This is a genomic window from Nocardioides guangzhouensis (assembly GCF_004519545.1).
Taxonomy (GTDB): Bacteria; Actinomycetota; Actinomycetes; order Propionibacteriales; family Nocardioidaceae; genus Nocardioides; species Nocardioides guangzhouensis.
The window spans coordinates 119,450-146,171 of sequence record NZ_SDKM01000005.1 but is presented as its reverse complement, the minus strand read 5'-3'; the positions used below and the strand labels follow the sequence as shown (position 1 = coordinate 146,171).

General features: G+C 73.3%; 18 protein-coding genes. 7 read left to right on the top strand and 11 right to left on the bottom strand.

From position 1 onward, the window contains the following. Positions 1–5: 5 nt before the first annotated feature. The 3 genes from EKO23_RS05135 to EKO23_RS05125 all read right to left on the bottom strand — a co-directional run bounded on the left by EKO23_RS05135 (position 6) and on the right by EKO23_RS05125 (position 7,291). Positions 6–1,739, bottom strand: a complete 1,734-nt coding sequence (locus EKO23_RS05135) for a sensor histidine kinase (protein ID WP_134714754.1) — start codon at positions 1,737–1,739, stop codon at positions 6–8. 61 nt (positions 1,740–1,800) lie between these two features. Continuing rightward, positions 1,801–2,946: a site-2 protease family protein gene (locus tag EKO23_RS05130; protein ID WP_134714752.1), complete on the bottom strand. Its 1,146-nt coding sequence runs from the start codon at positions 2,944–2,946 to the stop codon at positions 1,801–1,803. A gap of 121 nt (positions 2,947–3,067) precedes the next feature. Further along, complete coding sequence (locus tag EKO23_RS05125) at positions 3,068–7,291, bottom strand: nSTAND1 domain-containing NTPase (RefSeq protein WP_134714750.1); 4,224 nt, start codon at positions 7,289–7,291, stop codon at positions 3,068–3,070. Positions 7,292–7,439: 148 nt separating this feature from the next. On the opposite strand from EKO23_RS05125, the gene EKO23_RS05120 reads away from it, so the two are divergent. The 5 genes from EKO23_RS05120 to EKO23_RS05100 all read left to right on the top strand — a co-directional run bounded on the left by EKO23_RS05120 (position 7,440) and on the right by EKO23_RS05100 (position 14,842). Further along, positions 7,440–9,185 (top strand): CapA family protein, encoded by a 1,746-nt coding sequence (locus EKO23_RS05120; protein ID WP_167880329.1) that lies wholly within the window; start codon positions 7,440–7,442, stop codon positions 9,183–9,185. 73 nt (positions 9,186–9,258) lie between these two features. Continuing rightward, positions 9,259–10,497 (top strand): NAD(P)-dependent oxidoreductase, encoded by a 1,239-nt coding sequence (locus tag EKO23_RS05115; protein ID WP_217702477.1) that lies wholly within the window; start codon positions 9,259–9,261, stop codon positions 10,495–10,497. Continuing rightward, complete coding sequence (locus EKO23_RS05110) at positions 10,494–11,585, top strand: DUF1015 family protein (protein WP_167880328.1); 1,092 nt, start codon at positions 10,494–10,496, stop codon at positions 11,583–11,585. Before EKO23_RS05115 ends, EKO23_RS05110 begins: the two co-directional genes overlap by 4 nt. A gap of 114 nt (positions 11,586–11,699) precedes the next feature. After that, positions 11,700–12,794 (top strand): SDR family oxidoreductase, encoded by a 1,095-nt coding sequence (locus tag EKO23_RS05105; RefSeq protein ID WP_134714744.1) that lies wholly within the window; start codon positions 11,700–11,702, stop codon positions 12,792–12,794. Between the two features lie 26 nt (positions 12,795–12,820). Beyond that, positions 12,821–14,842 carry a dehydrogenase gene (locus EKO23_RS05100; protein WP_134714742.1) on the top strand — a complete coding sequence of 674 codons (2,022 nt, stop codon included), beginning with the start codon at positions 12,821–12,823 and terminating at the stop codon, positions 14,840–14,842. On the opposite strand, the gene EKO23_RS05095 is transcribed toward EKO23_RS05100, so the two are convergent. Then, positions 14,822–15,622 carry a slipin family protein gene (locus EKO23_RS05095; RefSeq protein ID WP_134714740.1) on the bottom strand — a complete coding sequence of 267 codons (801 nt, stop codon included), beginning with the start codon at positions 15,620–15,622 and terminating at the stop codon, positions 14,822–14,824. The two genes, EKO23_RS05100 and EKO23_RS05095, sit on opposite strands and share 21 nt — an antisense overlap. A 199-nt stretch (positions 15,623–15,821) precedes the next feature. Here EKO23_RS05095 and EKO23_RS05090 point away from each other — a divergent pair, with 199 nt between their 5' ends. After that, positions 15,822–15,995: a sigma factor gene (locus EKO23_RS05090; RefSeq protein ID WP_342773561.1), complete on the top strand. Its 174-nt coding sequence runs from the start codon at positions 15,822–15,824 to the stop codon at positions 15,993–15,995. Positions 15,996–16,089: 94 nt separating this feature from the next. On the opposite strand, the gene EKO23_RS05085 is transcribed toward EKO23_RS05090, so the two are convergent. From EKO23_RS05085 to EKO23_RS05070, 4 genes are all read right to left on the bottom strand, one after another. Then, positions 16,090–18,372, bottom strand: a complete 2,283-nt coding sequence (locus EKO23_RS05085; RefSeq protein ID WP_134714738.1) for an MMPL family transporter — start codon at positions 18,370–18,372, stop codon at positions 16,090–16,092. Between the two features lie 144 nt (positions 18,373–18,516). Beyond that, entirely contained in the window at positions 18,517–19,869 is a 1,353-nt protein-coding gene (locus EKO23_RS05080; RefSeq protein ID WP_134714736.1) for an MFS transporter, read from the bottom strand. Positions 19,870–19,979: 110 nt separating this feature from the next. Next, on the bottom strand, positions 19,980–20,846 hold the full coding sequence (locus EKO23_RS05075) for a shikimate dehydrogenase (protein WP_134714734.1): 867 nt from the start codon (positions 20,844–20,846) through the stop codon (positions 19,980–19,982). A gap of 98 nt (positions 20,847–20,944) precedes the next feature. Continuing rightward, complete coding sequence (locus EKO23_RS05070; RefSeq protein ID WP_134714732.1) at positions 20,945–21,586, bottom strand: TetR/AcrR family transcriptional regulator; 642 nt, start codon at positions 21,584–21,586, stop codon at positions 20,945–20,947. Between the two features lie 90 nt (positions 21,587–21,676). On the opposite strand from EKO23_RS05070, the gene EKO23_RS05065 reads away from it, so the two are divergent. Continuing rightward, a complete protein-coding gene (locus tag EKO23_RS05065) occupies positions 21,677–23,482 on the top strand; it encodes a bifunctional sugar phosphate isomerase/epimerase/4-hydroxyphenylpyruvate dioxygenase family protein (RefSeq protein WP_134714730.1) in 1,806 nt (601 codons plus the stop codon). On the opposite strand, the gene EKO23_RS05060 is transcribed toward EKO23_RS05065, so the two are convergent. From EKO23_RS05060 to EKO23_RS05050, 3 genes are all read right to left on the bottom strand, one after another. After that, positions 23,472–23,960, bottom strand: a complete 489-nt coding sequence (locus EKO23_RS05060) for a DUF7144 family membrane protein (RefSeq protein WP_217702476.1) — start codon at positions 23,958–23,960, stop codon at positions 23,472–23,474. The genes EKO23_RS05065 and EKO23_RS05060 overlap by 11 nt on opposite strands. Before the next feature lie 90 nt (positions 23,961–24,050). Continuing rightward, positions 24,051–25,079 carry a cytochrome d ubiquinol oxidase subunit II gene (locus tag EKO23_RS05055; RefSeq protein WP_134714728.1) on the bottom strand — a complete coding sequence of 343 codons (1,029 nt, stop codon included), beginning with the start codon at positions 25,077–25,079 and terminating at the stop codon, positions 24,051–24,053. Next, a complete protein-coding gene (locus tag EKO23_RS05050; protein WP_217702475.1) occupies positions 25,076–26,512 on the bottom strand; it encodes a cytochrome ubiquinol oxidase subunit I in 1,437 nt (478 codons plus the stop codon). The genes EKO23_RS05055 and EKO23_RS05050 overlap by 4 nt, the downstream gene beginning before the upstream one ends. Positions 26,513–26,722 lie beyond the last annotated feature (210 nt).

Sequence of the window (26,722 nt, the reverse complement as noted above, 5' to 3'; positions counted from 1 at the left end):
GTGGGTCAGCAGAGCGCGGCGGTCCAGCGGACCACGGTTCCCCGGGCCGTGGCCCGGACCCCGGCCTCGAGGCCCCCGGAGCGCGCACGGGCTCGCTGGGCGAGGTTCTCCAGGCCGCTGCGCGGCCCCTCCGCCCGGAGCCCGTTCCCGTCGTCGGTCACGGTGACGGCCAGCCACTCCCCCTCGACCGCGACCTCGACCGCGACCGACGTCGCACGGGCGTGCTTGGCCGTGTTCGTCAGCGTCTCCCGCACCACCGCGAGCACGTCGCCCGCCAGCTCCTTGTCGACGAGCGTGTCCACGGGCCCGTCGAACCGGACCGCGGGGGTGAAGCCCAGCGCCCGGGCCACCTCCGCGACCACCTCGAGGACCGCGTCCCGCACGCCGGCGCCAGCGGCCGGCCGCGGCTGGAGCTGGAAGATCGACGTGCGGATCTGGCGGATCGCCTCGTCCAGGTCGTCGACCACGGCCTCGAGCCGGGCCGCGGCCCGCCCGTCCCGGGGCAGGGTGCCGGTCACGCCCTGGATGGTCATGCCGGCGGCGAACAGCTGCTGGATCACGTGGTCGTGCAGGTCACGGGCGATCCTGGTCCGGTCCTCCAGCAGCGCCAGCCGCTCCGCCTCGCGCCGGGCCTCGGCCAGCGCCAGCGCGATCGAGGCGTGGGACGCGAAGGTCGTGGTCATCTCGACCTCGGCGGCCGAGAACCCCCGGTGCCCACGCAACCGGCCCACCATGAGCACGCCGCGGACCGCACGCCCGTGCTCGACGAGGGGAACCGCGGCAACCGGCCCCACCTGCAGGACCGAGGTGAGGTGCACGGTGCGGTCCTGGTGGCCGGCCACCAGTGCGTCTTCGACCACCAGAGGCTCTGCTCTCTCGATGACCAGCTCGCTCAGGGTGTTCTCGAGCGGATAGGTGTGGCCGGTCAGCTCGGCCGCCGCCTCACCGACCGCGACGGCGATGCGGAGTCGGTCCTGATCCGCGTCCGGCACCACGACGGTCACCACGTCCGCGGTGGCGAGCACCTTCACGTGCTCGGCGATCAGCGCGAGCGAGTCACCGGACGTCGAGAGGAGGTCCCGGGTCACCTCGGTGGACGCCTCCAGCCACTGCTGCCGGTGGCGGGCCTGCTCGTAGAGCCGCGCGTTGTCGATGGCGGTCCCGGCTGTCCGCGCGAGCGCCGACACCAGCTCCTCGTCCTCCTCGCTGAACCCGCCCTCCTCGAGCGAGGCCAGGTAGAGGTTGCCGAAGACGTCGTCCCGCACCCGGATCGGGACCCCCAGGAACCCCCGCATCGGCGGGTGCCCGTCGGGGAAGCCGATCGACCGCAGGTCGTCGCGGATGTCGCGCAACCGGATCGGTCGCGGGTCCTCGATGAGCGCCCCGAGGAGCCCCTTGCCCTCGGGGAGCCGTCCGATCGCTGCGACCGTCTGCTCGCTCAGCCCGACGTGGATGAACTCCTCCAGGCCGCTGCCGTCGGGAGCGATCACCCCGAGTGCGCCGTAGGGCGCGCGCACGAGCTCGCAGGCCGCCTCGACGATGCGGCGCAGCACCGTGTCGAGACCGAGGTCCTCGACGATGACTCGGTTGGCGCGCAGCAGGCCGCGCAGACGGTCCTGGGCCGCCCTCACGTCCTGGGCGCGCTCGACCAGCTGGTCCAGCATCCGGTCCAGCTCCAGCCCGGGTCCCTCGAGACCAGGCCCTTCGTTCGTCCCGTCGAGCGGGCCTCCACCGCTCACGCCGTCTAGGATAGGACGCCGTGTCGGGACGCGCGAGAGCTCGTGCGGATCATCGGGATGGTCACCGGCCGGTGGGCTCGGGGCGGCCGAGCAGCTGCCGGGTCTCGAGCGTGCGGGACACGTCGGCCGGGGTCACGATGCCGACCAGCCGGCCACCGTCGAAGACCAGCGCCCGGCGCCCGGACTCGGCGGTGACGCGAGGCAGCAGCTCGGCGAGCGGGTCGCCCGGAGCGGCGGTGGCGACGTGCGCGAGCGGGACGGCGACCTCCCTGACCCGCCGGGTGACCCGCTCTCTCGGCGGTACGCCGCGCAGCTGGGCGAGCGTCACGAGGCCGACCACGGTGCCGTCCACGCCGACGACGGGGTACGCCGAGTGGCGGCCGCCGAGGACCTGCCCGTGCACGAACGCGTCGATGCTCAGGTCCGCGCTCCCCGTCCGCACGTCGGAGCTCATCACGTCGCCGACGGTCACGCCCTGCAGCACGTGCTGGGAGACGGTCGCGTCGTGCTCGGCCCGGGCCGCGGCCGTCACGAACCAGCCGATGAGCACCATCCACAGGCCGCCCACGCTGTCGCCCGCGATCACCGACACCACGCCGAGGGCCACCAGCGCGTAGCCGACGACCTGACCGGCGTTCGTGGCCGCCGCGGCGGCCCGGTCGCGATCGCCGCCACGCTTCCAGAGCACCGCGCGCAGGATCCGGCCGCCGTCCAGCGGGGCGCCCGGGAGCAGGTTGAAGACGCCGAGCACGAGGTTGATCGTGCCCAGCCACACCGCGACGCTGACCACGACGTTGCCGGCGCCGAGCCCGTCGAGACCGAACGCCATGAGCACGAACCCGAGCCCCAGCGCCAGGCTGGTGGCGGGCCCCACCGCGGCGATCCGGAAGTCGGCGCGCGGCGTCGGCGACTCCCCGCCCAGCGTGGCGACCCCGCCGAACAGCCACAGCGTGAGCCCCTCGACCTCCACGCCGCAGCGGCGGGCCACCACCGAGTGGGCGAGCTCGTGCGCCAGCAGCGAGAGCAGCAGGAGCAGGGCCCCGACGGCACCGGCCAGCCAGTACGTCGCGGCGGCATGGCCCGGGGCCGTCTGCGGGAGGACGCCGTCCGCCAGACCCCAGGCGAGCAGCACCGCGATGACCAGCACGCTCCAGTGGATCGCCACCGGGACGCCGGCCACCGTGCCCAGCCGCAGGCTGTCGCGCATGCCTGGCCCCTCCTCGAGACCTCGTCCCTCCTGCTCCCAGCGTGCGCGGCGCCCGACCCGTCCAACAGGGCCGATCGACCCTCCGGCCGGGACCACCGGCCGGCGCCTCCTCTGCCCGGACTCACTCCCCGGCGGGCCACTGGGGGCAGGTGACCTCGTACGAGCGGTTGGGGAAGTGCTCCGTCCACTCGTCCCGGGTCAGGTTGCGCCCGGCGGTCCGGCAGGCCCGCTCCAGCCAGGCGGAGGGACGCGTGTCCACGGTCCAGGTGCTCCCGTCGACGGCGGTGACCAGCAGGCCGGTGCTGTCCGGCAGGTAGGCCAACCAGGCCTCGGGGGTCCCGGCCGGCAGCGGGATGCTGGCCCGGACGGCGGCGGTCCGTCCGTCGTAGAGCGTGATCCGGCCGTGCACGACCGACGCGATCTCCTCGCCGTCGGGCGCGAACGAGACCGCGGCCTCCTCGGAGTCGGACGCCGACCCGATCTCACGCCAGGTGGAGGTGTCGAAGACCCGGAGCCGACCGTCGTCGGTGCTCGTCGCCAGGCGGGAGCCGTCGGGCGCGACGGCAGCGGTCCCGTAGTAGGCGAACACGGTGCCGGCCGTGGCCAGCCTTTCGACGGTGCCGGCCGCGAGGTCGACGCGATCCACTGCTCCGTCGGAGGCGATGGCGTCCAGCGTGCCGGCGGTCGGGTGCTCGACCAGCATGGTCGGCTCCCGCCCGACCTGGACGGGCGCGCCGACCGGCCTCATCGTCGCCCGGTCCAGCACCCGGATCGCGCGGTGCTCGGTGTCGCCCACGAGGACCCGGTCACCGGCCGCACTGAACGTGGCGACGAGGTCGCCGGTGCCGAATCGTCGCTCACCGACCAGCCGGGCACTCCTGGCGTCCCAGAGCCGGAGCAGGCGCGCGTCACGCCAGGAGAGCAGCCAGCGTCCGTCGCGTGACCACACATGGCTGTAGTCGTACTGCTGCTTCGGGGTCCGGCGCGTCGCACGCCCGGTCCGGTCGTCGACGAACCAGAGCCGGCCCAGCCGTTCCCGGACGAGCGTGTGCCCGTCGGGCGCCGGCTTGGACACGGCGTACTCGTCGGCGTCGGAGGACCTGCCGAGGGAGAAGAGCCCGCGCCCGGTCAGGTCCCAGGCCCGCACCTGACCACCTGTCGCGGTGAACAGGCTGCGGTCGTCGGCGGAGAACGCGATGTTCCACGAGGCCTCCGGTTCGGTGAACTGCCACAGGCGCCTGCCGGACGCGGCGTCCCAGACGAGGATGTCGCCGGCCCTCGACTCGCCCGCGAGCATCGAGCCGTCGTGGGAGTAGGTCAGGACGTCGAGCCAGCCGCCGACGGGTCCGCGCAGGTCCGGGCCCCGCGTCTCGAGCGTGGCCGTGTCGTAGCGCAACACGTTGCTGGCCGTGCTGACCGCGAAGGTCGAGCCGTCGGGACTGAGGTCGGCGGCGAACGCCCCGATCCTGTCGAGCACGTCGGTGCTGGCGGAGTCCACCAGGCGGCCCGAGTCGACGTCGTACACACGGACCGGTCGGTGGACGTCGTCGCCGGTCAGCGCGACGTAGAGCCGCCGCCCGTCGGGGCTGAGGTTCAGCTCCGGGTAGTCCGGCACCGTCACCCGGAAGATCGGCTGGGAGCGGTGGTCGAGGTCCCAGACCGTCACCACGCCCGTCTCGTCCCAGAGCCCGGTCGGCGGGTGGTACTGCTGGACCTCCGCCGCCACCCTGCGTCCGTCGCCGCTGAAGGCCAGGCCGTACTCGATGGCGCTGTACTCCGGGAAGCCGCCGAGCTGGTGGTCGGCCAGGGTGCCGTCGGGCATGTCGTAGAGCCGGAGCGGCTGGCTGACGATGTGAGGCGGGTCGTTCCCGTTCCACTGGTTCATCGCCAGGGCCATGAGCGAACCGTCCGGGGAGAAGGCGACGGCGCTCGTCGGCTGGTTCTCCTCGAAGGGGAGCGGCTCGAGCGTGTCGGCGTCCATGAGCCGCAGCCCTTCACCCCTGCCCGGTGCGCCGGTCCCCGGCCGGCTGACGGCCAGCAGGGAGCCCACGGGGCTCGTCGCCACGTCCACCACGGTGTTGCCGGCGTCCCGTTGGGCGACCAGGGACGGGTTCCTGGCCAGCGCGTCCGCGAGGTTCCCCCGCGCCTGCGCGGAGCGGTCGACCTGGAGCGCGGAGGCCGCCAGCAGCAGGGAGGCGGCCGGGTCGTCGACCGTCATCGCCTGGGCCTCGGCCCGGCGGGCGTCGGCGAGCTCGGCTGCCGTCTCCGCCCGGTCCCGGTCGGTCCGGGCCCGACCCGCGGTCCACACAGCGACCGTCCCGGCGACCAGGGCCAGCACCAAGAGGACCCCGCTGAGGACCAGGGCGCCGCGCAGGCGCCGGTTCACCGAGCGCTCGTGCTCGAACTGCTCCTGGGCCTTCCTGGCCTCGGCCTGCCCCAGAGCCGCGGACGCGTCGAGGAACGCCCGCTCCGTGTCGTTGAGGTCGGGCCTCGCCCGCTCGCTCCACTCGAGAGTGCGGCCGAGCCGGGCCCCGCGGTAGAGCTCGCTCTCCGGCCGCCCCATCGTGTCCCAGGCCTCGGCGGCCCCGGCGAGGTGCCGGAGGATCCGCTGCCCGTCCACGTCGTCGTCCAGCCAGGACCGGAGCCGCGGCCACACCCGGATCAGCGCCTCGTGCGCGATCTGGACCGCGTCACCGTCGACGCTGACCAGCCGCGCCTCGACGAGCCGTTCGACCAGCCGGACGTGCCCGGCGTCGACGGCGACCTGCGTGCGCGGGACCCGCGCCCGGACGGGGTCGCCGTCCTCGGAGGGCATGACGAGCCGGAGCAGCAGGCTGCGCAGCTGACCGCGCTGGACCTCGTCCATCGCGTCGTACAGGGACTCGGCGGACTGGGTCACCGCGTGCCGGATGCCGCCGGTGGCGCGGTAGCCTTCCACCGTCAGGGTCGCGCCCTCGCGACGTTCCCACGTCTCGCGCAGGACGTGCGACAGCATCGGCAGCCCGGCGGGCTCACCCTCGACCTCCCGCACCAGGAGGTCGACGAGACCCGGCTCGAGGCGGAGCCCGGCCCGGCGTGCGGGCACCTCGATCGCGCGGCGGAGGTCCGGCTCGCTCATCGGGCCGAGGAGGTAGAGGCCGTCCTCCAGCACCCGCGCGATCGCCGGGTACGGCGCGAGGTCGCCGAGGTGGTCCGCTCGCAGCGCGAGGACGAGCCCGCCACCGGCGCCCACGTGCGCGGCCAGCGCCGCGAAGTACCGCTCCCGCTCGTCGGGGACCTCGCAGACGGTCACGGCCTCCTCGGCCTGGTCCACGACCAGGGTCTGCCGGCCGCGCGCCTTCAACCGGCTCAGCGAGTCCATCGGGTGCGGTCCGGGCGTGGTGAGGAGCACCGGCGTCCCGGCCCGGGCCAGTGCCGAGACCACGCCGGCGCGCACCAGGGAGGACTTGCCGACACCCGAGGGGCCGACCACCGCCAGCACCCCGGTGTCGCGGAGGCGGCGCAGGCAGGCCGCGACGTCGTCCTCGCGACCGAAGAACGCGTCGGCGTGCTCCGCATCGTACGCGAGCAGCCCGCGGTAGGGGCAGACGGCGCTGACCTCGTGCCGCGCAGGCGGGGTCAACGTGACGTCCTGGCGGAGGAGCTGGTCCTCGAGCTCCACCAGCTCGTGCCCCGGGTCCAGGCCGAGCTCCTCGGCCAGCATCGTGCGCGCCCGCTTGACCGCGCCCAGCGCCTCCGCCTGCCGGCCGGACTGGTAGAGCGCGGTCGCGAGCAGCACCCAGCGCCGCTCGCGCAGAGGTGCCTGGGCCACCAGGGTCCGGGCCCGCTCCAGCACCCCCTGCGCCCGGCCGGCGCCGATCTCCGCCTCGACCCGCAGCTCCTCGGTCTCCTGCCGCAGCCCGTCGAGCCGGGCCGCCTCGACCCGACCCGGCTCCCATTCCTCCAGGTCCGGGAAGGCCGCGCCGCGCCACAGGTCGAGCGCCTCGCGCGCGAGGTACGACGCCCGCTCGGGGTCATCGCCCGCCAGGGCCTCGCGCGCTCGCTCGACCAGGCGCTCGAACTGCCGGTGGTCCAGCTCGTCGTCGTGGAGCGCCAGGCGGTAGCCGGTGACCTCCGAGGTGATCGCGGCCGGCCCCAGCCGCTTCCGCAGCCGGACCACGCTGCCCTGGACCACCTTGGTCCACGTCGGCGGGGGCTCCTCGCCCCAGAGGGCGTCGGCCAGCGCGTCGGTGCTGACCCGGTCGCCGGCCCGGACGACCAGGGCCGAGAGCACCACACGGTCGCGGGGGCTGAGGCCGTTGACCTCGCCGCCGACCTGAAGGGGGCCGAGCACCGCGATGCCCATGCCTCGACTGTCGACCTCCGCCCGACACCCGTCAACGGGGCCGTTACCGGGCCGACACCGCTCCGGCCTGGGGCCGACACCGCACCGGTCGAGACGTGGACCAGGAGCCCTCGACGCGGTGCCGGGGACGAGGGGGAGGAGGTCGGTGATGACCCAGGTCCACGTGGCGGGAGCTGCGCTGGCAGGAGCCGCCCTGGTGCTCACGGCGTGCGCCGGCACGTCGCCGCCGGTGGCCGTGCCCCGGGCGGGCACGGACTCGGCCCAGGCGCTCCCGGACCCCGGCTACCGGGTGCGTCCGCCCCACCCGTCCGTGCCCGACGGCACGGTCACCCTCGCCTTCGCCGGCGACGTGCACTTCGAGGCCCACCTGGCGGGGTTGCTCGGGCGCCCCCGGCACGCCTTGGGCCCGGTCGAGCGGACCCTCGCGGCGGCCGACCTGGCCATGGTCAACCTCGAGTCCGCCATCACCACCCGCGGCACTCCCGAGGCGAAGGAGCTCGAGGTCCCCGACCAGCGCTACCACTTCCGCACCTCGCCCGCGGCGCTCGACGTCCTCGACGCCGCCGGGGTCGACGTCGCGACGATGGCCAACAACCACGGTGCCGACTTCGGCCCGGTCGGCCTGCGGGACTCACTGGCCGCGATCCGTCGGGGGCCGGTCCCGGTGGTCGGCATCGGCCGCGACCGTCGCGCCGCCTTCACGCCGTACCTCACGTCGGTCCGGGGCACCTCGGTCGCGTTCCTGGCCGGTGACGGGTCGATGCGCGAGGGGTCGAGCGACGTCTGGGAGGCCGGCCCGCGCAACCCCGGCATCGCAGCCGCCCACGCCGACCGGCCGCGCGCGCTCGTGACCGCGGTCCGGGCCGCGAGCCGGCGGGCCGACGTCGTGGTGGTCTACCTGCACTGGGGCGAGGAGCTCGTGGGCTGCCCGACCCACCAGCAGCGGGCCACCGCGCAGGCGCTCGCGGAGGCCGGTGCCGACGTCGTCCTCGGGTCGCACGCCCACGTGCAGCTCGGCGCCGGCTGGCTCGGCGGCACGTACGTGGACTACGGCCTCGGCAACTTCGTCTGGTACCACGACCACCAGCCACGGTCCGGCGTGCTGCGGGTCCGGGTCCGGGACGGCAGGGTGGTCGGCGACGACTGGGCTCCGGCCGTGATCGGCACCGACGGCCTCCCGGCTCCCCTGCACGGGTCCGCCCGGGCCCGCGCGGTCGCGGACTGGCGACGGCTGCGCTCCTGCACCGGTCTCGCCGCGGGGCCGCCCCGCCACGAGCACCCGCAGCACGGGTCCACCGTCCATGCACGACCGCCGTACGTCGCCTCGGTGCGGCCGATCGGGCCGGCCCTGCGGCACCGGATGCGGTTCAGCCACCACGCGGGCTGCCCGGTCCCGCTGAGCGACCTGCGCCACCTGCGGATGCGGTACGTCGGCTTCGACGGCCGGGCGCACCTCGGCGAGATGGTCGTGCACGCCGTCCACGCGGCCCCCGTCACCCGGGTCTTCGGCCGGCTGTACGACGCGGGGTTCCCGATCCGGCGGATGCGGCTGGTGGACGCCTACCGCGGCGACGACGACCGGTCGATGGCGGCGGACAACACCTCGGCGTACAACTGCCGCCGGGTCGCCGGCACCGACACCTGGTCGGAGCACGCCTACGGCGCTGCCGTCGACGTGAACCCGGTCGAGAACCCCTGGCTGCACGGCACCGTCGACCCGCCCGCCGGCCGGCGGCACGCCGGGCTGGACCGGTCCGGATCGGGGCCGCTGCCGGCCGGCACCATCGGCGCGCGCGGCGTCGTGGTCCGCGCCTTCGCCGGCATCGGCTGGGGCTGGGGCGGGGCCTGGTCCACGTCGCAGGACTACCAGCACTTCTCGGCGCCGCGCCGCTGAGCGGCGGCGCTCCCGACCGGTCCGACACACCATCGCGCACGGGCCCCTGCCCCGCTACCTTGAGGACGCAGGCTTGCGTCCCACGGAGGTCACGATGCGCGTGCTCTTTGCCGATGCCGTCGGGGAGTCGACGGTCACCCAGCTCGAGGAGCGCGGCCACACCTGCGTCGTCGAACCCGGGCTGCAGGCCGGCGACCTCGCCGGCCGCGTCGACGGCGTCGACGCGCTGGTGGTGCGCAGCACCAAGGTCCGCCGCGAGGTCTTCGAGAGCGCCGACCGGCTGGCGCTGGTGATCCGCGCCGGCGCGGGCACGAACACGATCGACACCGAGGCCGCGGCCGCCCGCGGCGTCCTGGTCGCCAACCTGCCCGGCCGCAACGCCGCCGCCGTGGCCGAGCTGACCCTGGGCCTGCTGCTGGCGGTCGACCGCCGCATCGTCGACAACACCGTCGACCTCCGGGCCGGACGATGGGACAAGAAGACGTACGGCGCGGCGCGCGGCCTGCTCGGCTCCACCCTCGGCATCCTCGGGCTCGGCTCGATCGGCATCGAGGTGGCCCAGCGCGCCACCGGCTTCGGGATGCACGTGCTGACCCTGGCCAAGGCCGACCGGCGTCCCGACGTCGTCGCCCGCGCCGACGACCTGCGGATCGAGATGGTGGACTCGCTGGACGACCTGCTCCCCGCGTGCGACGTGGTCTCCCTCCACCTGCCCGCCGGCAAGGCCACCGCCGGCCTGGTCGACCGCGACTTCCTGGCCCGGATGAGGCCGGGCGCGATCCTGCTCAACACCTCGCGCGGCGAGCTGGTCGACGAGGACGCGCTCCTCGAGGCGCTCGACGAGCGCGACCTGCGGGCCGGGCTCGACGTCTACGCCGACGAGCCCGGGTCCGGGCGGGCCGAGTGGACCTCGCGGGTGGCCCAGCACCCGCGGGTGGTCGGCACCCACCACATCGGCGCCTCCACGCAGCAGGCGCAGGACGCTATCGCCGCCGGAGTCGTGGAGATCATCGACGCGTTCGTGCAGGGCGAGACGCCCAACTGCGTCAACCTCACGCCCAGCCGGATCGGCTCGGCCACGCTCACCGTGCGCCACCTCGACCGGGTCGGCGTGCTGGCCCACGTCCTCGACCGGCTCAGCCGCGACCGGCTCAACGTGGAGCACATGCAGAACCGCGTCTTCCGGGGCGGCGACGCCGCGGTCGCGACCATCGACGTCGCCGGTCCGCTGTCCGACGACCTGCTCGCCGACCTCGGTGCCCTGCCGGACGTGTTCGGGGTCTCGGCGACCACGATCGACGGGTCGCCATGACGGTGGCCGCCGCCGAGCGAGGTCCGTTCCCCGGTGTGGTCCGGCCGTTCGCGTCGCGCGTGGTGCGCCAGGAGTGGGCCGACCGGGCGGTGGCGCCCATGGTCGACGCGCTCGGCCACGGCGAGCGGCGAGCCGCAGCGCCCGTCCCCGCGTCGGCGTACGAGCAGGCGCCGCAGGCGTTCTACGTCTACCGGATGCGCCGGGGCGCCACCGAGCACGTCGGCGTGGTGGCCGACGTCCGCCTCGCCGCCTTCGCCGGGGGCGACGTCCGCGGCCACGAGGCGGTCGACCGGCACCGGGTCGAGGCGCTGGTGGACTACTACGCCGACCAGCCGGCGCGGTCCGAGCCGGTGGCGCTGCTGCACGCCGACCGGCCGGGAGCCGCGCGCGCCGTCGAGGTGACCCGGCGCGGCCGCCCGGTGCTGCAGTTCGAGGGCACCGACGGGCTCGAGCACACGCTGTGGAGGGTCACCGGAGAGGCGCAGACCGCCGAGCTGGCCCGATCGCTCGGGGACGGCGTCCACTACATCGCCGACGGGCACCACCGGGTCGCCGCGCGGCTGCACGCCTGGGAGCGGGCCGGCCGCCCGGAGGAGGGCGGCGTGCTGTGCGTGCTGTTCCCGATGCACGGGCTCACCCTGTCCTCCTTCCACCGCCGGGTCACCGGCCCGGTCGACGTCGCTCCGCTGCTCGACGCCGCCTCCGGCCACTTCGAGGTGCGGGAGGTGCCGGAGGGCGGACGGCCCGGCGGGATCGGCGTGTACGTCGCGGGGCGCTGGTACGACCTGGTGCCGTCCGGCGACCGCCCTGACGGCATGGCCGGCCTCGACGTCTCCGTACTGCAGTCCCGGCTGCTCGGCCCGGCGCTCGGCATCCCCGGCCCGGGCCACCCGCGGCTCGAGGTGCTCCCCGACCACCTCCCGCTCGACCAGCCGGCGGCGCGCTGCGACGAGGACGGCGGCGCCCTGTTCGTGCTCCGCCCCCCGACCCTGCACGCCCTCACCCGGATCGCCGACCTCGGCGAGGAGATGCCGCCGAAGACGACCTACTTCGCGCCGAAGCCCTACGCCGGGATCTTCCTGACCTGAGCGCGTCCCGCAGCCGGGTCACGAAGTCCCGACGGTCCGCGACCTTGGTCCCTGCCCGCCTGCGCACCGGCGGCCAACGATGGGAGGGACGACCCGAACAACGGAGGCGATCGCGTGCCCACGGTGCTCCTCACCGGCTTCCCCGGCTTCCTCGGCTCCGCCCTGCTCCCCCGGCTGCTCGCCCGGACGCCGTACACGCAGGCCCGGTGCGTCGTGCAGCCCCGACACCTGGCGGCGGCTCGGCGTCGACTCTCCGGGATCGAGGCCGACCACCCCGAGATGGCCGGCCGCACGGAGCTGCTCGAGGGCGACGTCACGGCCGGTGACCTCGATCTCCGGCCGACCGACCGGGACCGGGTCCTCGCCGAGGTCACCGAGGTCTGGCACCTGGCCGCGGTCTACGACCTGGCGGTCGGCGAGCAGGTGGCGCGGCGGGTCAACATCGGCGGGACGGCACGGGTGCTCGACCTGTGCGCGCGTCTGCCGCACCTGGAGCGGCTGCACCACGTCAGCACCTGCTACGTCAGCGGCCGGTTCGCGGGCGAGTTCGCCGAGGACGCGCTCGACGAGGGCCAGGAGCTCCGCAACCACTACGAGTCCACGAAGTTCGAGGCCGAGCTGCTGGTGCGCAAGGCCCTGACAGACGGGCTGCCCGCGACGGTCTACCGGCCGGGCATCGTGGTCGGCGACTCGGTCACCGGCGAGACCCAGAAGTACGACGGCCCCTACTTCCTGGCCACCTTCCTCCGTCGCCAGCCGCTCGTGGCGCTGGTACCCCGGCTCGGCGACCCGGACCGGGTCCGGGTCAGCCTGGTCCCGCGCGACTTCGTGGTCGACGCGATGGACCGGCTCTCGGCGCTCGACGCGTCGCTGGGCCGCACCTACGCGCTCACCGACCCGGATCCGCCGACGGTGCGGGAGGTGGTCGACACCTTCGCCCGCCGCCTCGGACGCCGCGTCGTCTGGCTCCCGCTCCCCGTGGCTCCGACCCGTCGCCTGGTCGGCTCGGTGCCCGGAGCCGAGGCGCTGCTCGGCCTCCCCGCCGAGGCGCTGGAGTACTTCGCCTCGCCCACCACCTACGCCACCACGCACACCCGGGCCGACCTGGCCGGGACCGGGCTCGAGTGCCCGCCGTTCGCGTCGTACGCCGACCGCCTGATCGACTTCATGGTCGAGCACCCCGAGGTCGGCTCGGCCGCGATGACCTGAGCCGGCCACCACGAGAGGAGCCTCCGATGCCCACCACCGCACCGACCGTGGTCGTGCACGTCAGCACGGACGGGTCGCAGCATGACGTCGACGAGCGGGTGCGCTTCCTCGACCGCGACATGCGGATCGTCCGGCGGGGCACCAACGGTGACGCCGCCGAGGCGGTCGCGCTGGTGGCGTCCTGGGCGGACCGGGCCGCGGCGATCGCGGTGACCGGCGGCCCGAGCGTCGTGCACCGCCTGCTGCAGGCCACCGACGCGGTGCCGGTCACCGACGGACGGGCGCTGCGCTCGGTGCTGCAGGAGTGGGCGGTGCGGCACGTGCAGTCGGAGCTGCCCGGCTTCTTCACCAACGCCCGCACGGTCGTGCTCGGCAGCACCGGGCACGCCCGGACCGTCCGGGTCCTCCGCGAGCACACCCGGAACCTGGTCTTCGCCGACCCGCTGTGCCGGGTGGGCAGCACCGGCCTCGGGTCGGCGCCGTTCCTCGACCTCGCCGTGCAGCTCGGCAGGCGGCCGGCGCGGCTGGTGCCGCAGGGCGCGTGGGACGAGCTCCTCCGGCCGGGTCGATCGGCAGGCCTGGCGCTGGCCCGCCGGGCCGCGAGGGACTGCGACGTCGTCGTCGCGACGTACGACGAGCTGGCCCGGCTCAAGCTGCACGACCTCACCGGCAAGACGCTGCTCACCTCCGCGATCACCGACGACCAGCTCGCCGAGCTGGCCGCCCGCGGCGTGGACATGGTGGTCGACGCCACCCCGCAGCCGTTCCCGGTGACCGTCTCGGCCGCGCTGCTGGAGGCGATGATGCGGGCCGCCACCGGGGACGCGCTCACCGACGACGACCTGCTCGACATGATCGGCACGGCCGGGCTGGAGCCGCGGGTCCTGCAGCCCAACGGGCCGCGCCACAAGAGCCGGTTCGCGTTCGTCATCCACCCGCTGTCGCGGGACTACTTCGAGCAGGTGCAGCCGCTCGGCATGCTCGCGAAGGTCGCGCCGGCGCCGGTGATGGACCTGGTCGAGAAGGCGGTGGCCTACGCCCCGCCCTTCGTCTACAGCCACGTCACCGGGATCCGGTCGCCGACCGGTGCCGAGGCGGAGGGCTGGCTGATCACCGTCGGCGGCACGCCCCGCGAGCTGATGGCGCACGACCCGGAGTTCACCTACGGCCGGCTGCTGGCGGCGGCCGAGACCGCCCGCGGGCTGGGTGCCCAGGTGATGGGTCTCGGCGCGTTCACCAAGGTCGTCGGCGACGCCGGTGCGACGGTCGCGAAGCAGGCGCCCCTCCCGGTCACCACCGGCAACAGCTACAGCGCGTCGGGTGCCCTGTGGGCGGCACACGAGGCCACGGAACGCCTCGGCCTCGTCGACGTGGACGCCGACGGCCGGATGCACGGCTCGTCGATGGTGGTCGGGGCGACCGGCGCGATCGGCTCGGTGTGCGCCCGGCTGCTGGCGATGGCCTCCGACGACCTCTGGCTGGTCTCCCCCGAGAAGGCGAAGCTGCTGGCGCTCAAGCACGAGATCGAGCAGATGGAGCCGCGCTCGCGGGTGCACGTCGCCGCCACCCCGGACGGCCACCTCGGGGACATGGACCTGGTGGTGACCGCCACCTCCGGCGCCGGCAAGCGGGTGCTGGACATCATGCAGGTCAAGCCGGGCTGCGTGATCACCGACGTGGCCCGTCCCCTCGACCTGTCGCCCGAGGACGTGGCCCGACGGCCCGACGTACTCGTGATCGAGTCCGGCGAGATCGAGCTCCCCGGCGACGTGCACATGCGCGACATCGGCCTCCCGCCGGGCGTCGCGTACGCCTGTCTGGCCGAGACCGTCGTGCTCGCCCTCGAGGGCCGCTACGAGAGCTACACCGTCGGTCGCAACATCGAGTGGGAGAAAGTCAAGGAGATCTACCGGCTCGGCCTCAAGCACGGGATGCGGCTGGCCGCGATCTCGGGTGTGAACGGCGTCTTCACCGACGAGGACCTCGACCGGGTGCGGACCCTCGCCCTCGAGCACCGGGGCGGCGGCTCAGCCCGCGCGGTGCCGTGAGGCCGCGCCACGCTCGCGGTCCAGGAACGAGCCGAGCTCCTCGACGGTGCTCATCAGCGGTGCCGGGAAGACCACCGTGGTGTTCTTGTCGACGCCCAGCTCGAGCAGGGTCTGCAGGTTGCGCAGCTGGAGCGCCAGCGGGTGCGCCATCATCACGTCCGACGCCTCGCCCAGGCGTGCCGCGGCGAGGTGCTCGCCCTCGGCGTTGATCACCTTGGCGCGCTTCTCGCGCTCCGCCTCGGCCTCGCGCGCCATCGCCCGCTTCATGGACTCCGGCAGCTGGATGTCCTTCAGCTCGACCAGCGTGACGTCGACGCCCCAGGCCGAGGTGGTGCGGTCGAGGATCTCCCGGATGTCCTCGTTGATGCGGTCGGTCGCGGCGAGGCACTCGTCGAGGGTGTGCTGACCGACCACGTTGCGCAGCGTGGTCTGCGCGATCTGGTTGATCGCGGCCTGCACGTTCTCGATCGCGATCACCGACTTCACCGCGTCCACCACCCGGTAGTACGCGACGGCTGCGATGTCCACGCTGACGTTGTCCTTGGTGATGATGCCCTGGGACTGGATCGGCAGCGTGACGATGCGCAGGGAGACCTTCACCAGCACGTCGACCACCGGGACGATGACGTGCAGACCCGGCTCGCGGGCGCCCTTCAGGCGACCCAGCCGGAAGAGCACGCCCTTCTCGTACTGCTTGACGATCTTCAGCGCCATCACGAGGAAGACGACCACCAGCGTGACGGCGACGAGGACGGTGATGATGACGGCGGTAGTGCTCATGCGGATCACACCTCTCCCCCCAGCGTCCCGCGCGCCCGCCGAGTCGGACAACGGCCGAAGGTCACTGTCCGGCGGGCCGGCGGAGGCGGCCGCCCGACGGCCAGCAGTCGGCCACGTGCCTGCATGATCGTTCTCCTGTCATGTCGGTCGTGCTCGGTTCGTCAACCGGATGACGGACCACGGAGGAGGAACCTGAGACATGCCGTCCCAGGAGCAGCTGGCCGAGGAGTTCGAGGAGCACCGCGCGTACCTCCGCGCGGTCGCCTACCGGATGCTGGGGTCGACCGCCGAGGCCGACGACGCGGTGCAGGAGGCCCGGCTACGACTGGCCCGCTCCGACACCAGCGAGGTGGCCAGCCTGCGGGCTGGCTGACGACCGTGGTCAGCCGGGTGTGCCTCGACCACCTCCGGCGGACAGGTGGCCTCGGTGTTCAGCCCGGTGGTCCGCGACGGCCGGATCGTCGAGATCAACGAGGTCGCCGACCCCGAGCGGCTGCGCGCCCTCGACCTCCGCGACCTGGTCCGACCGCGGACGGTACGCCGGCCGCGGCGAGGTCCCCCGTGCCGCTCTCGACGTCGAGGTGGGGCAGCCACTCGAGCCAGCTCGGCAGGTACCAGTTCCAGTGGCCCAGCAGCACCATGCTCGAGGGGACGAGCACGGTGCGGATGACGGTCGCGTCGATCAGCAGCGCGACGCCGACACCGAGGCCCATCTGCTGGAAGCCGACGGTGTCGCCGGTCGCGAAGCCGAAGAAGACGACCACGATGATCAGGGCGGCACCGGTGATGATCCGGCCGGTGGCGCCCACCCCGTGGATGACCGCGTCGACCGTGTCACCCGTCGCGAGGTAGCGCTCCCGGATCCGGGTCAGCAGGAACACGTGGTAGTCCATGGACAGGGCGAACAGCACCGAGAAGAGGAACACCGGCACCCAGGGCTCGACCCGGTCGATCTGCTGGAGCCCGAGGACGTCGGCCCCGATCCCCTCCTGGAAGACCAGGACCAGCACGCCGTACGCCGCACCCACGGACAGCAGGTTGAGCAGCACGGCCTTCAGGGGCAGCACGATCGAGCGGAAGATCAACAGCAGCAGCAGGAAGCTGAGCGACAGCACGAACGTGATCACGATCGGCAGCCAGTGCGCGATGACCGTCGTGTAGTCGAGGTCGTACGCCGTCGTGCCGGTGACGTGGACCGGGGCGTCGACCCCGTCGAAGGCCGACGGCACGTAGTCGTCGCGCAGGCGCTCGATGGCCGCGCCGGCCTCGGGCCCGGCGGGATCCCCGGTGAGCGCGATCTCCACGAGCGTCAGGTCCCCTCCGGGTGCGGTCGAGACCGTCGACACGCCGAAGGCGCTGTCGTCGGCCACGAGGTCCCGCAGACGCTGCGCCGCCGCGCCGACGTCCGCCCGGCTGCTGTCGGCGTCGACCACCACCACCGCCGGGTTGCTCCGCGCGCCGGACGGGAAGTAGGTCTCCAGGGCGACGAAGCCCCGGTGCCCGGTCCGGTCGGCGGGCAGGGAGCTGAGGCCGGCCGAGCCGGTCGCCAGGGTGAGCACCGGCAGCGCGAGCAGCACCAGCAGGGCGGTGGTCAGTCCGGCCGTCCAGGCGGGGCGCCGGGTCACGAAGCCGACGGTCCGGGTCCAGAACCGGCTCTCGCCGCCGTGCTGCTGCGGCAGGAAGGGGAGTCGCAGGCGCTCGATGCGGTCACCGAGCAGCGACAGGATCGCCGGCAGCAGCGTCAGGGCACTGGCCACGGTGACGATCCCCACGAGCACCGCGCCGAACGCGAGGCTGCGCAGCACGATGTCGGGCACGAGCAGCATCCCGAGGAGGGCGACGACGAAGGCCGATCCGGAGAACAGCACGGCCTTGCTCGCGGTACCTCCCGAGGCCGCGATCGCGTCCAGCTTGGCGAGTCCGGCCCAGCGTCCCTCCCGGTAGCGGGAGACCACGAACAGGCTGTAGTCGATGCCCAGGGCGAGTCCCATCGCGAACGTCATGTTGATGATGAAGAAGGAGAGGTCGTACACCTGTCCGACTCCGGCCGCGATGCCGAGGGCGACCACGATCGAGACCACCGCGATGGCGAGCGGCACCAGGGCAGCGACCACGGCACCGAACACGAGCAGCAGCACCACCAGCGCCGCCGGCATGCCGTACTGCAGCTCGCCTCGCTGCAGGTCGCGCTGCGACACCTCGATGAAGTCGTTGCCGACCGTCCAGCTCCCCGTGACGTATGCCGACACGTCTGCCCGGCTGTCGGCCGCGTGCACGGCGTCGACGATGGTGGCGATGCCGGCCAGCGGGTCCGTCCCCGCTGCGTCGGCCTCGTCCAGGTCGTCCATGACGACAGGCACCAGTACGGCGTCCCCGGTCCGGGACCGGAGCCCGACCGCGCCCTTCGCGTAGGGGTCGCCGACCCCCCGAACCGCCTCGGCTCCCGCGATGTCCTCGCGCAGGCCGGCCACGGTCTTCCTGACCGCCGGGTCGTCCACACTGCCCCGGTCGGCGACCACGACGACGTACTCGCTCGCCGCGTCGCGGTTCGGGAACCTGTCGTTGACCAGGTCCAGACCCCTGGTCGCCTCGGTCTGGGTGGTGAGGCCGCCCTCGGGCGTGAGGGCCGACCCGAGGACCAGCACGTTGGCCGCGAGCCCCAGGATGAAGACGATGCCCCAGACGCCGACCGTGCGCCACGGGTGCCGGGCGCAGGCCGTGGCCAGTCGCTGCGTGACTGCCTGTTCCATGACCGGGACCTCCAGCCTCCAGGACCGGCCGAGATCCGGCGCAGGGATTCCCCCCAGCGTGGGTATCTCCCGAACGCGCGCACCAGAGGCCAACGGCCCGACCACCGGGGTCTCCCGCCGGTGGTCGGGCCGGTCCGGGCGAGGTCAGCCCGCGGTGACGGGGACCTTCACCTCGCGAAACGCGTCGGCCCGCGTCACCCCCAGCTCCGCGGTGGGCACCGCACGGGTCTCGCGGGCCGTGGCCGCGGAGATCGCCGCGATGGTCGCGATGACGGCGGTGAAGCCGGCGGTGACGACCCAGCCGCCCGCCTGGACGCCGCCGAGACCGGTGACGATGGTCGGTGCGAACCCGGCCATCAGGAAGCCGAGCTGGGTGCCGATGGCGACGCCGGAGAACCGCACCCGGGCGTTGAACATCTCGCCGTAGAACGACGGCCAGGTGGCGTTGGCCGCGGCGTAGCCGCAGGAGAAGGTCAGGATCGCGAGGGCGAAGGTGAGCAGCTCGTTGCCCTGGCTCATCGAGAGCAGGTAGAAGGGCATGAACACCGCGCTGGACAGCGCGCCGTAGATGAACACCGGCTTGCGGCCGATCCGGTCGGCGAGCATCCCGAACATCGGCTGGGTGGCCAGGGCGACGACGTTCGCGGCCACCACGAGCCACAGCGTGATCGAGGCGTTGACACCGACCTCCGTGCCGTAGGCGATCGCGAGGTTGCCGAAGACGGTCGAGACGGCGGCGATGAACGCGCAGCAGATCACCCGGAGCACGTCGCGCCAGTGGTGACGGAGCAGGTCGGCCACGGGCAGGCGGGCGATGTCGTCGTTGGCCTTGGCCTCCTCGAACGACGGCGGCTCGTGCAGGCTGCGACGGATGACGTAGGCGACGAGGACCACGAACGCGCTGAGCCAGAACGGGATGCGCCACCCGATGCCGTACTTGATGTCGTCCGGGAGCGAGACCACCGGGATGAACACCAGCGCGGCCAGGATCTGCCCGCCCTGGGTGCCGGTCAGCGTCCAGGAGGTGAAGAACGACCGGCGGTCGTCGGGAGCGTGCTCGAGGGTCAGCGAGCTGGCACCGGCCTGCTCCCCCGCCGCCGACAGCCCTTGCAGGAGCCGGCAGAGGACCAGCAGGGCGGGCGCGGCCCACCCGATCGTGTCGTACGTCGGCAGGCACCCGATCAGGAACGTGGAGAGCCCCATGAGCACGAGCGTGAACATGAGCACCTTCTGCCGGCCCACCCGGTCACCGAAGTGGCCGAGGATGACCGCACCGACCGGCCGGGCGACGTACGCGAAGCCGAAGGTGGCGAAGGACATGACCAGGGCCGAGGCGTCGTCGTCGGGGAAGAAGATGTGGGGGAAGATCAGCGCCGCGGCGGAGCCGAAGATGAAGAAGTCGTAGTACTCCACCGCACTGCCCATGAAGCTGGCGACGGCCGCCCTGCGTGGGGTCTTGCCATGCGTGGTCGTGTCGGTGGTGCGCGGTCCCTCCATCAGGGTCCTCCTTCGGGTGAAGTCTCCCGCGGGCAGGCGCCAGCGGTCGAGTGGCCAGCGGCCGTCGGTGAGGTGTCGGTGTGTGCTGCTGTCGGGGATCGGACAGGCGGTCAGCCGCGGTCGGCGGCGAGCTCGCGCAGGTGGGCGAGCATGCGGTCGGGGTCGGGATCGACCCCGGTGATGAGGCGGAACGCGTCGACGGCCTGGTACGCCGCCATGTGTCCGCCGTCGAGAACGGCGCAGCCCGCTGCCCGGGCTGCCTGGAGCAGGGCCGTGTCGAGCGGCCGGTAGACGATGTCGGCGACCCAGAGGTCGCGGCGCAGTAGGGCCGGGTCGAGCGGGAGGCCCGGGTGGTCGGCCATGCCGGTGGGCGTGCAGTGCACGAGGCCGTTGGCGCCCGGCAGCAGCGCCGAGAGCTTGTCGGGGTGCGCGCTCTCGACCCGGGCCTCGGGGAACCGCCCGGCCAGGGTGTGGGCCAGGGCGGCGCTGCGGTCCTCGTCGAGGTCGACGACCACCAGGTGGTCGGTGCCCAGCGAGAGGAGGGCGTCGGCGACGGCGACGCCCGCGCCGCCGGCACCGAGCTGGACCACCTCGGCGGTCCGTGCCCCCGGCAGGCCGGTCCGGACCGCGGCCGCGAAGCCGGTGGTGTCGGTGTTGTGGCCGACCGCCCCGTCCGCGCCGAACACGACGGTGTTCACGGCGCCGAGCCGCGCGGCGGTCGGGTCGAGGCGGTCCAGGTGCTCGATGACCAGCTGCTTGCACGGGTGGGTGACGTTGAGGGCGTCGAAGCCGAGGAGCCGGGCGTTCGCCAGGATCCGGCCGATGTCGGTCGGTGCCAGGCCCAGCGCGGTGATGTCGATGGTGCGGTAGACGTAGGGCAGCCCGTGCGCCGCGGCCTCCCGCATGTGCAGCGCGGGGGTGAGCGACGGGCCGACGCCGGCACCGACCAGACCCACGAGGTAGGGGTGCTGCTCCATCGCTCCTCCTAATGAACTAACTGGTACGTTCGTGAAGGAGATCACACCACGGCGCGGGCCGTCAAGGGGTGACGCGACAGAGGTTCAGACGGCCGCGGTCAGCGGTGGGTCAGCCAGGCGACGACGACGTCGCCGAGGATCCGCCGGTGCCGCGCACGGATGTCGGGCGCGCCCATGTCGCGGTCGAAGAGGTAGCCGAAGGTGGCGTTGTTGGCGACCTGGAAGACGCAGTAGGCGCTGATCAGCATGTGCAGGTCGATCGCGTCGACGTCGGTGCGGAACTCCCCCGACGCCCGCCCCCGCTCCAGCGCGTCGTCGAGCAGGGTGGCCACCGGTCGGCTGAGGTCGCGCAGGGACTCGACCTGGCGCAGGTGCTCGCCCCGGTGGATGTTCTCGATGGACACCAGCCGGATGAATGCCGGGTGCGCATGGTGGTGGTCGAAGGTGAGCTCGGCGATGCGGCGTACCGCCTCGACCGGGGGCAGGTCGGCGGCATGGATCGCCTGCTCGGCCTCGCGGATGCCGCGGTACGCCGCCTCCAGGACCGCGCGGTAGAGCTGCTCCTTGCCGCCGAAGTAGTAGTAGATCATCCGCTTCGTGGTGCGGGTGCGCTCGGCGATCTCGTCCACCCGCGCCCCCGACAGGCCCTGCTCGGCGAACACCTCGGTCGCCACCTCGAGCAGCTCCGCACGGGTGCGCTCGGGGTCCCGGATCCGCTCGGGCTGCGTCACGTCGGCCATGGCGCCGAGCGTAGTGCGTGGATCCGGGGGGCTGGCGGACCGGGGCCAATGTATGTACCGTTTAGTTCATTCGCTTGTGCGGGAGGACCGATGCGGACGTCGATCGCCACGGTGTGCCTCAGCGGCACGCTGACCCAGAAGATGCAGGCCTGCGCCGCCGCGGGCTTCGACGGGATCGAGGTGTTCGAGCCCGACCTCGTCGCCGCGCCGGAGAGCCCGGAGGAGATCCACGCCCTCTCCCGGCGGCTCGGGCTGACCCTCGACCTCTTCCAGCCGTTCCGTGACGCCGAGGGGGTCGACCCCGCGACCTTCGCGGCGAACCTGCGCCGCGCCGAGGCCAAGCTCGCACTGATGCGCCGGCTCGGCATGGACACGATGCTGGTCTGCAGCAACGTCGCCACCGCCACGATCGACGACGACGCGGTCTTCGCCGCGCAGCTGCGCGAGCTCGGCGACCTCGCGGCGTCGTACGACGTCCGGCTGGCCTATGAGGCGCTGGCCTGGGGTCGGTTCGTGGACGACTACCGCCGCGCCTGGCAGGTCGTGGAGCGCGCCGACCACCCGAACGTGGGCGTGTGCCTCGACAGCTTCCACATCCTCTCTCGCGGCCACGACCCGAAGGAGATCGAGCAGATCCCCGGCGACAAGGTGTTCTTCCTCCAGCTCGCCGACGCTCCCCTGCTCAGCATGGACGTGCTCTCGTGGAGCCGGCACCACCGGCTGTTCCCCGGCGAGGGCGGCTTCGACCTCGCCGGCTTCCTCGCCCACGTCCTCCGCGCCGGGTACGCCGGTCCCCTCTCGCTCGAGGTCTTCAACGACACCTTCCGGCAGACCGACCCGGACCGGACGGCGCGGCAGGCGCTCCGCTCGCTGCGCTGGCTCGAGGACCAGGCCGCCCGCCACCTGGGCAGCGAGGTGGGCCCGGGCGTGGCGCGGCTCCCCGACGTGGGCGAGCCCTCCGGCGTGGACTTCGTGGAGGTCCGCGCCGAGGACGCAGGGGAGGTCGAGGTGGTGCTCGCCCAGCTCGGCTTCACCTTCCGCGGCCGGCACCGCAGCAAGGCGGTCGGGCTCTGGACCCAGGGTGAGGCACGGGTGGTGCTCAACGAGCAGCAGGCCCGCGGGGCGGCACCGGCCGTGGCCGCCGTCGGCGTCGAGGTCACCGACCCGGACGCCTCGGCGGCCCGGGCGAACCGGTTGCTGGCCCCGCCCGTGCACCGGCGGACCTACGCCGGTGAGGAGCGGCTCGCCGCGTTCTCGGCCCCCGACGGGACCGAAGTGTTCCTCGGGCGAGTGCCGGACGGGCCGGACGCCACCTGGACCGGCGAGTTCCGGCTCGGGACGACCCCGGCCGGTCCGGACCTCGTGACCCACGTCGACCACGTCAACCTGGTGCAGCCGTGGCAGCACTACGACGAGGCAGTGCTCTTCTACAGCAGCGTGCTCGGCCTGGCGCCACAGGCCCCGCTCGACGTGGCCGGCCCGGCGGGGCTGGTGCGGAGCAAGGTGATGCGCTCGGCCGACGGGCGGATCCGGCTCGCTCTCAACCTGCAGCCGGCCGGCCTCCGCGACCGCCTGCCGCAGCACGTCGCGTTCGCCTGCGACGACGTCGTCACCCTCGCGCAGCAAGCGCGGGCCCGAGGCCTGCGCTGCCTGCCGGTCCCCGACAACTACTACGACGACCTCGCCGCCCGCTTCGACCTCGACCCCGCGCTGCTCGCGACGCTGCGCGACCTCGGCCTGCTCTACGACCGCGACGGCGACGGCGAGTTCCTGCACTTCTACACAGCAACGGTCGGCCGGGTGTTCTTCGAGGTCGTCGAGCGCCGGGGCGGGTACGACGGCTACGGCGCCGCCAACGCCCCGGTCCGCCTCGCCGCGCAGCTGGCTACTGCTTGAACTCCTTCAGCTCCCCGCCGTGCACGGTGATCGCCCAGATGACGACGACGTCGAGCGCGATCATGATCCCGGACCAGACCGGGTAGGAGGGCAGGAAGCCGACGTTGATGATCGCGCTGGCGAACGCCAGGATCACGCCGACCACCCGCGCCCACATCTGCCCGGCCAGCAGGCACACACCCACCAGGATGCCGAACAGGCCCCAGATGATGTGCACCCAGCCCCACGTCGTGTAGTCGACGTTGACGACCAGGCCGCTCTTGCCCACGACGTACACCTCGTCGCGGAACAGCGCGACCAGGCCCTGGATGCCGTGCAACGTGCCCAGCATGATGAGCATGACGCCGGCGAAGTTCACCCAGGCCACCCAGGCCGACTGTCGCACCATGTAGTCGTACTCCCGAGAGCCCGGCGTCGCGATCATGCTGGCCTGTTGCGCCTGGGCCATGGTCTTGGGGTCCAACTGGTTGCTGCTCATGTTGCCTCCGGTTCGTGACAGGGTCCTCCTTCCCCCGAGCGTGACCTCGCCGGGCCGCCTCCGGTTCACCCGAGAAGGATGAATCGCGGGTCACCGCTCGGGAACCGGAGCCTCCTCCAGACCCTCCTCGGGCAGCATCCGGCGCTGGTCCAGCACGTAGAGCAGCAGGAACGCCGGCACCACGAGGACCGCGGCCAGCACGACCACGACCACGAGTGCCGTCAGCGTCCCGGAGGGCGCCGCGGCCGCCGAGACGGTCAGGCTGGTCGGGAGCAGGTAGTCCCACTGGGCCACGCCCCACCCGACGACCACGGCGGCCACCGCCAGCGCGGCGAGCAGCCGGGCCCCGCGGGCCGCGCGCATCACCAGCAGGACCAGCGCGGCCAGGCCGCACAGCGTTCCGGCCGCGACGACCGGCAGCGCCCGGGAGGTCAGCCCGTCCCAGAGGTACGACGCGTCGTCGCGGACCACGAACGCCCCGACGACCAGGACCACGGCGGCGGCGACGGCTCCTCCGAGGCAGCGGCGGCGGAAGTACTCCTCCAGCGCGGGGTCACCGGCACCGCGCGCCTCCCAGACCAGGTAGACCGCGGCCAGGTAGGCGAACAGCGTGACCGCCAGCAGCCCGGCGACCACGGACGTCGGGTTGACCCAGCTGTCGACGGGGTCGCCGGCCCGGCCGCCGGCCGGCACCCGACCGGACGCGATCCCGCCCGCGACCGCGCCCATGCAGTACGGCACCACCACCGACGAGGCCGCGAACGCCGCCCCGAACGCGCGCCTGCTGCGGGTCGACTCGACCGACTTGCGGAAGGCGAAGCTGGCTCCGCGCAGCACGATGCCGAGGGCGGCGATCGTCAGCGGGACGAACAGGGTGAGCCAGATCGAGGCATAGGCCTCGGGGAACGCCGTCCAGGTGACCACGAAGACGAAGATGAGCCAGACGTGGTTCGCCTCCCACACCGGTCCGATCGACCGCTCGATCAGTTCGCGGGGCCGCCGGCCCCGCTCGGCACCCCCCGCGGTGAGGTCCCAGAACCCGGCGCCGAAGTCGGCGCCGCCGAACACGGCGTACGCGGTCAGGGCCAGCAGGAGGACGACGGCGACGGTGGTGCTCACGGCGGCCCCCCGTCCCGCCCGGCCCCGGCCGGCTCGGGCCGACGCGTCGGGCCGTACGGACTGTCGTCCTCCGTGAAGCCGGAGGTGCGGCGGAACCGCCGGCTCATCGAGCGGAGCACCAGGACCGTGGTGACCGCGAGGGCGGCGTAGAGCACCACGACGGCGAGGAAGGTGATCCACACGCCGTCGTTCTCGGTCGCCGCGTCCTCGACCTTCATGCGGTTGTAGACGATCCACGGCTGCCGGCCGACCTCGGCCACCACCCAGCCGGCCTCCATGCACACCACCGCCAGGGCGCCGGAGGCCGCGGCCGCCCGGAGGAACCAGCGGTTCTGCGGCTCCCGGCGCCGGAACACCCAGCTCCCGCCGTACCACGCGGACAGCAGGAGCAGGAGAGTTCCGATCCCGACCATCACGTCCCAGCTCAGGTGGACGATGTTGACCTGCCGGTTCGTGGGGCGCTCGTCCGCGGGCACCGTGTCGAGGCCCTGCACCACCGTGGACCGGCCGGTGCTGGGGTCGGACAGCCACGAGGCCAGACCCGGGATCGGGATCCCGCCGGTGACCTCGCCCTCGTCGTTCAGACGGCCTAGCAGCGTCTCCGGGACGTCGCTGCTGGTCTCCGGGACCATCTCGATGGCCGCGAACTTCACCGGCTGCTCGTTGTAGACCCACCGGGCCAGCGCGTCGCCGACCCCCATCTGCACGGGAGCGGCGACCGCGCCGACGGTGAAGGCGATGAGGAACGCGGTCCGGTGGTAACGGTCGCGGCGCCCCCGGAGCATCCCGGTGGCGTAGACCGAGGCGATGAGGAAGCCGCCCACGAGGTACGCCGCGACCAGCATGTGCGCCGCCTGCAGCGGCATCGCGTCGTTAAAGATCACCTGGACCGGGTCGACGTCGGTCACCTTCCCACTCGAGTCCAGGGTGAAGCCCGACGGCGCGTTCATCCAGGCGTTGACCGAGACCACCGAGATGCTGCCGAAGATGCCGGCCACGACGATCGGCACCCCGGTCCAGAAGTGGGTCCACGGCCGCAGCCGCCGCCACCCGTAGATGTAGATCGCGATGAAGATCGCCTCGGTGAAGAAGAACAGGCCCTCGAAGGCGAACGCGACCCCGAACACCGCGCCCCACTGGCCCATGAACGTGGGCCACAGCAGCCCGAACTCGAAGCTCAGCACCGTCCCCGTGACCGCACCCACCGCGAACGTGACCGCCATGTACTTCGACCAGCGCTGGGCCAGCACCAGGGCGTCGGGGTCGTCGTGCCGGATCGCGCGGTAGTTGGCGACCAGCGTCATGAACGCCCACGAGACGCCCAGCGGCACCAGGATGATGTGGCAGGCCAGTGTGAACGCCATCTGCCCGCGCGCCCACGGCACGGGGTCGACAGCGGCGACCGCGACCAGCGCCCCGATCGTGTCGCTCACGCGCACCACACCCTCCCCCGCCGTACGCAGCGACCCGGCGTCGCCGTCGCCTCAGGTGTCGCGAGCGTAGGCACGCGGGTCGGCCCGGGCCATCATCCGGCGCAGATGAGACCGGCGGACGAGGCAGGCCGGTCCCGTCCACCCGTGCCGACTCGTCTTCCCGGGGTGATGCCCGTGCAGCTACGGCGGACCAGCATGGTCGGAGCGGTC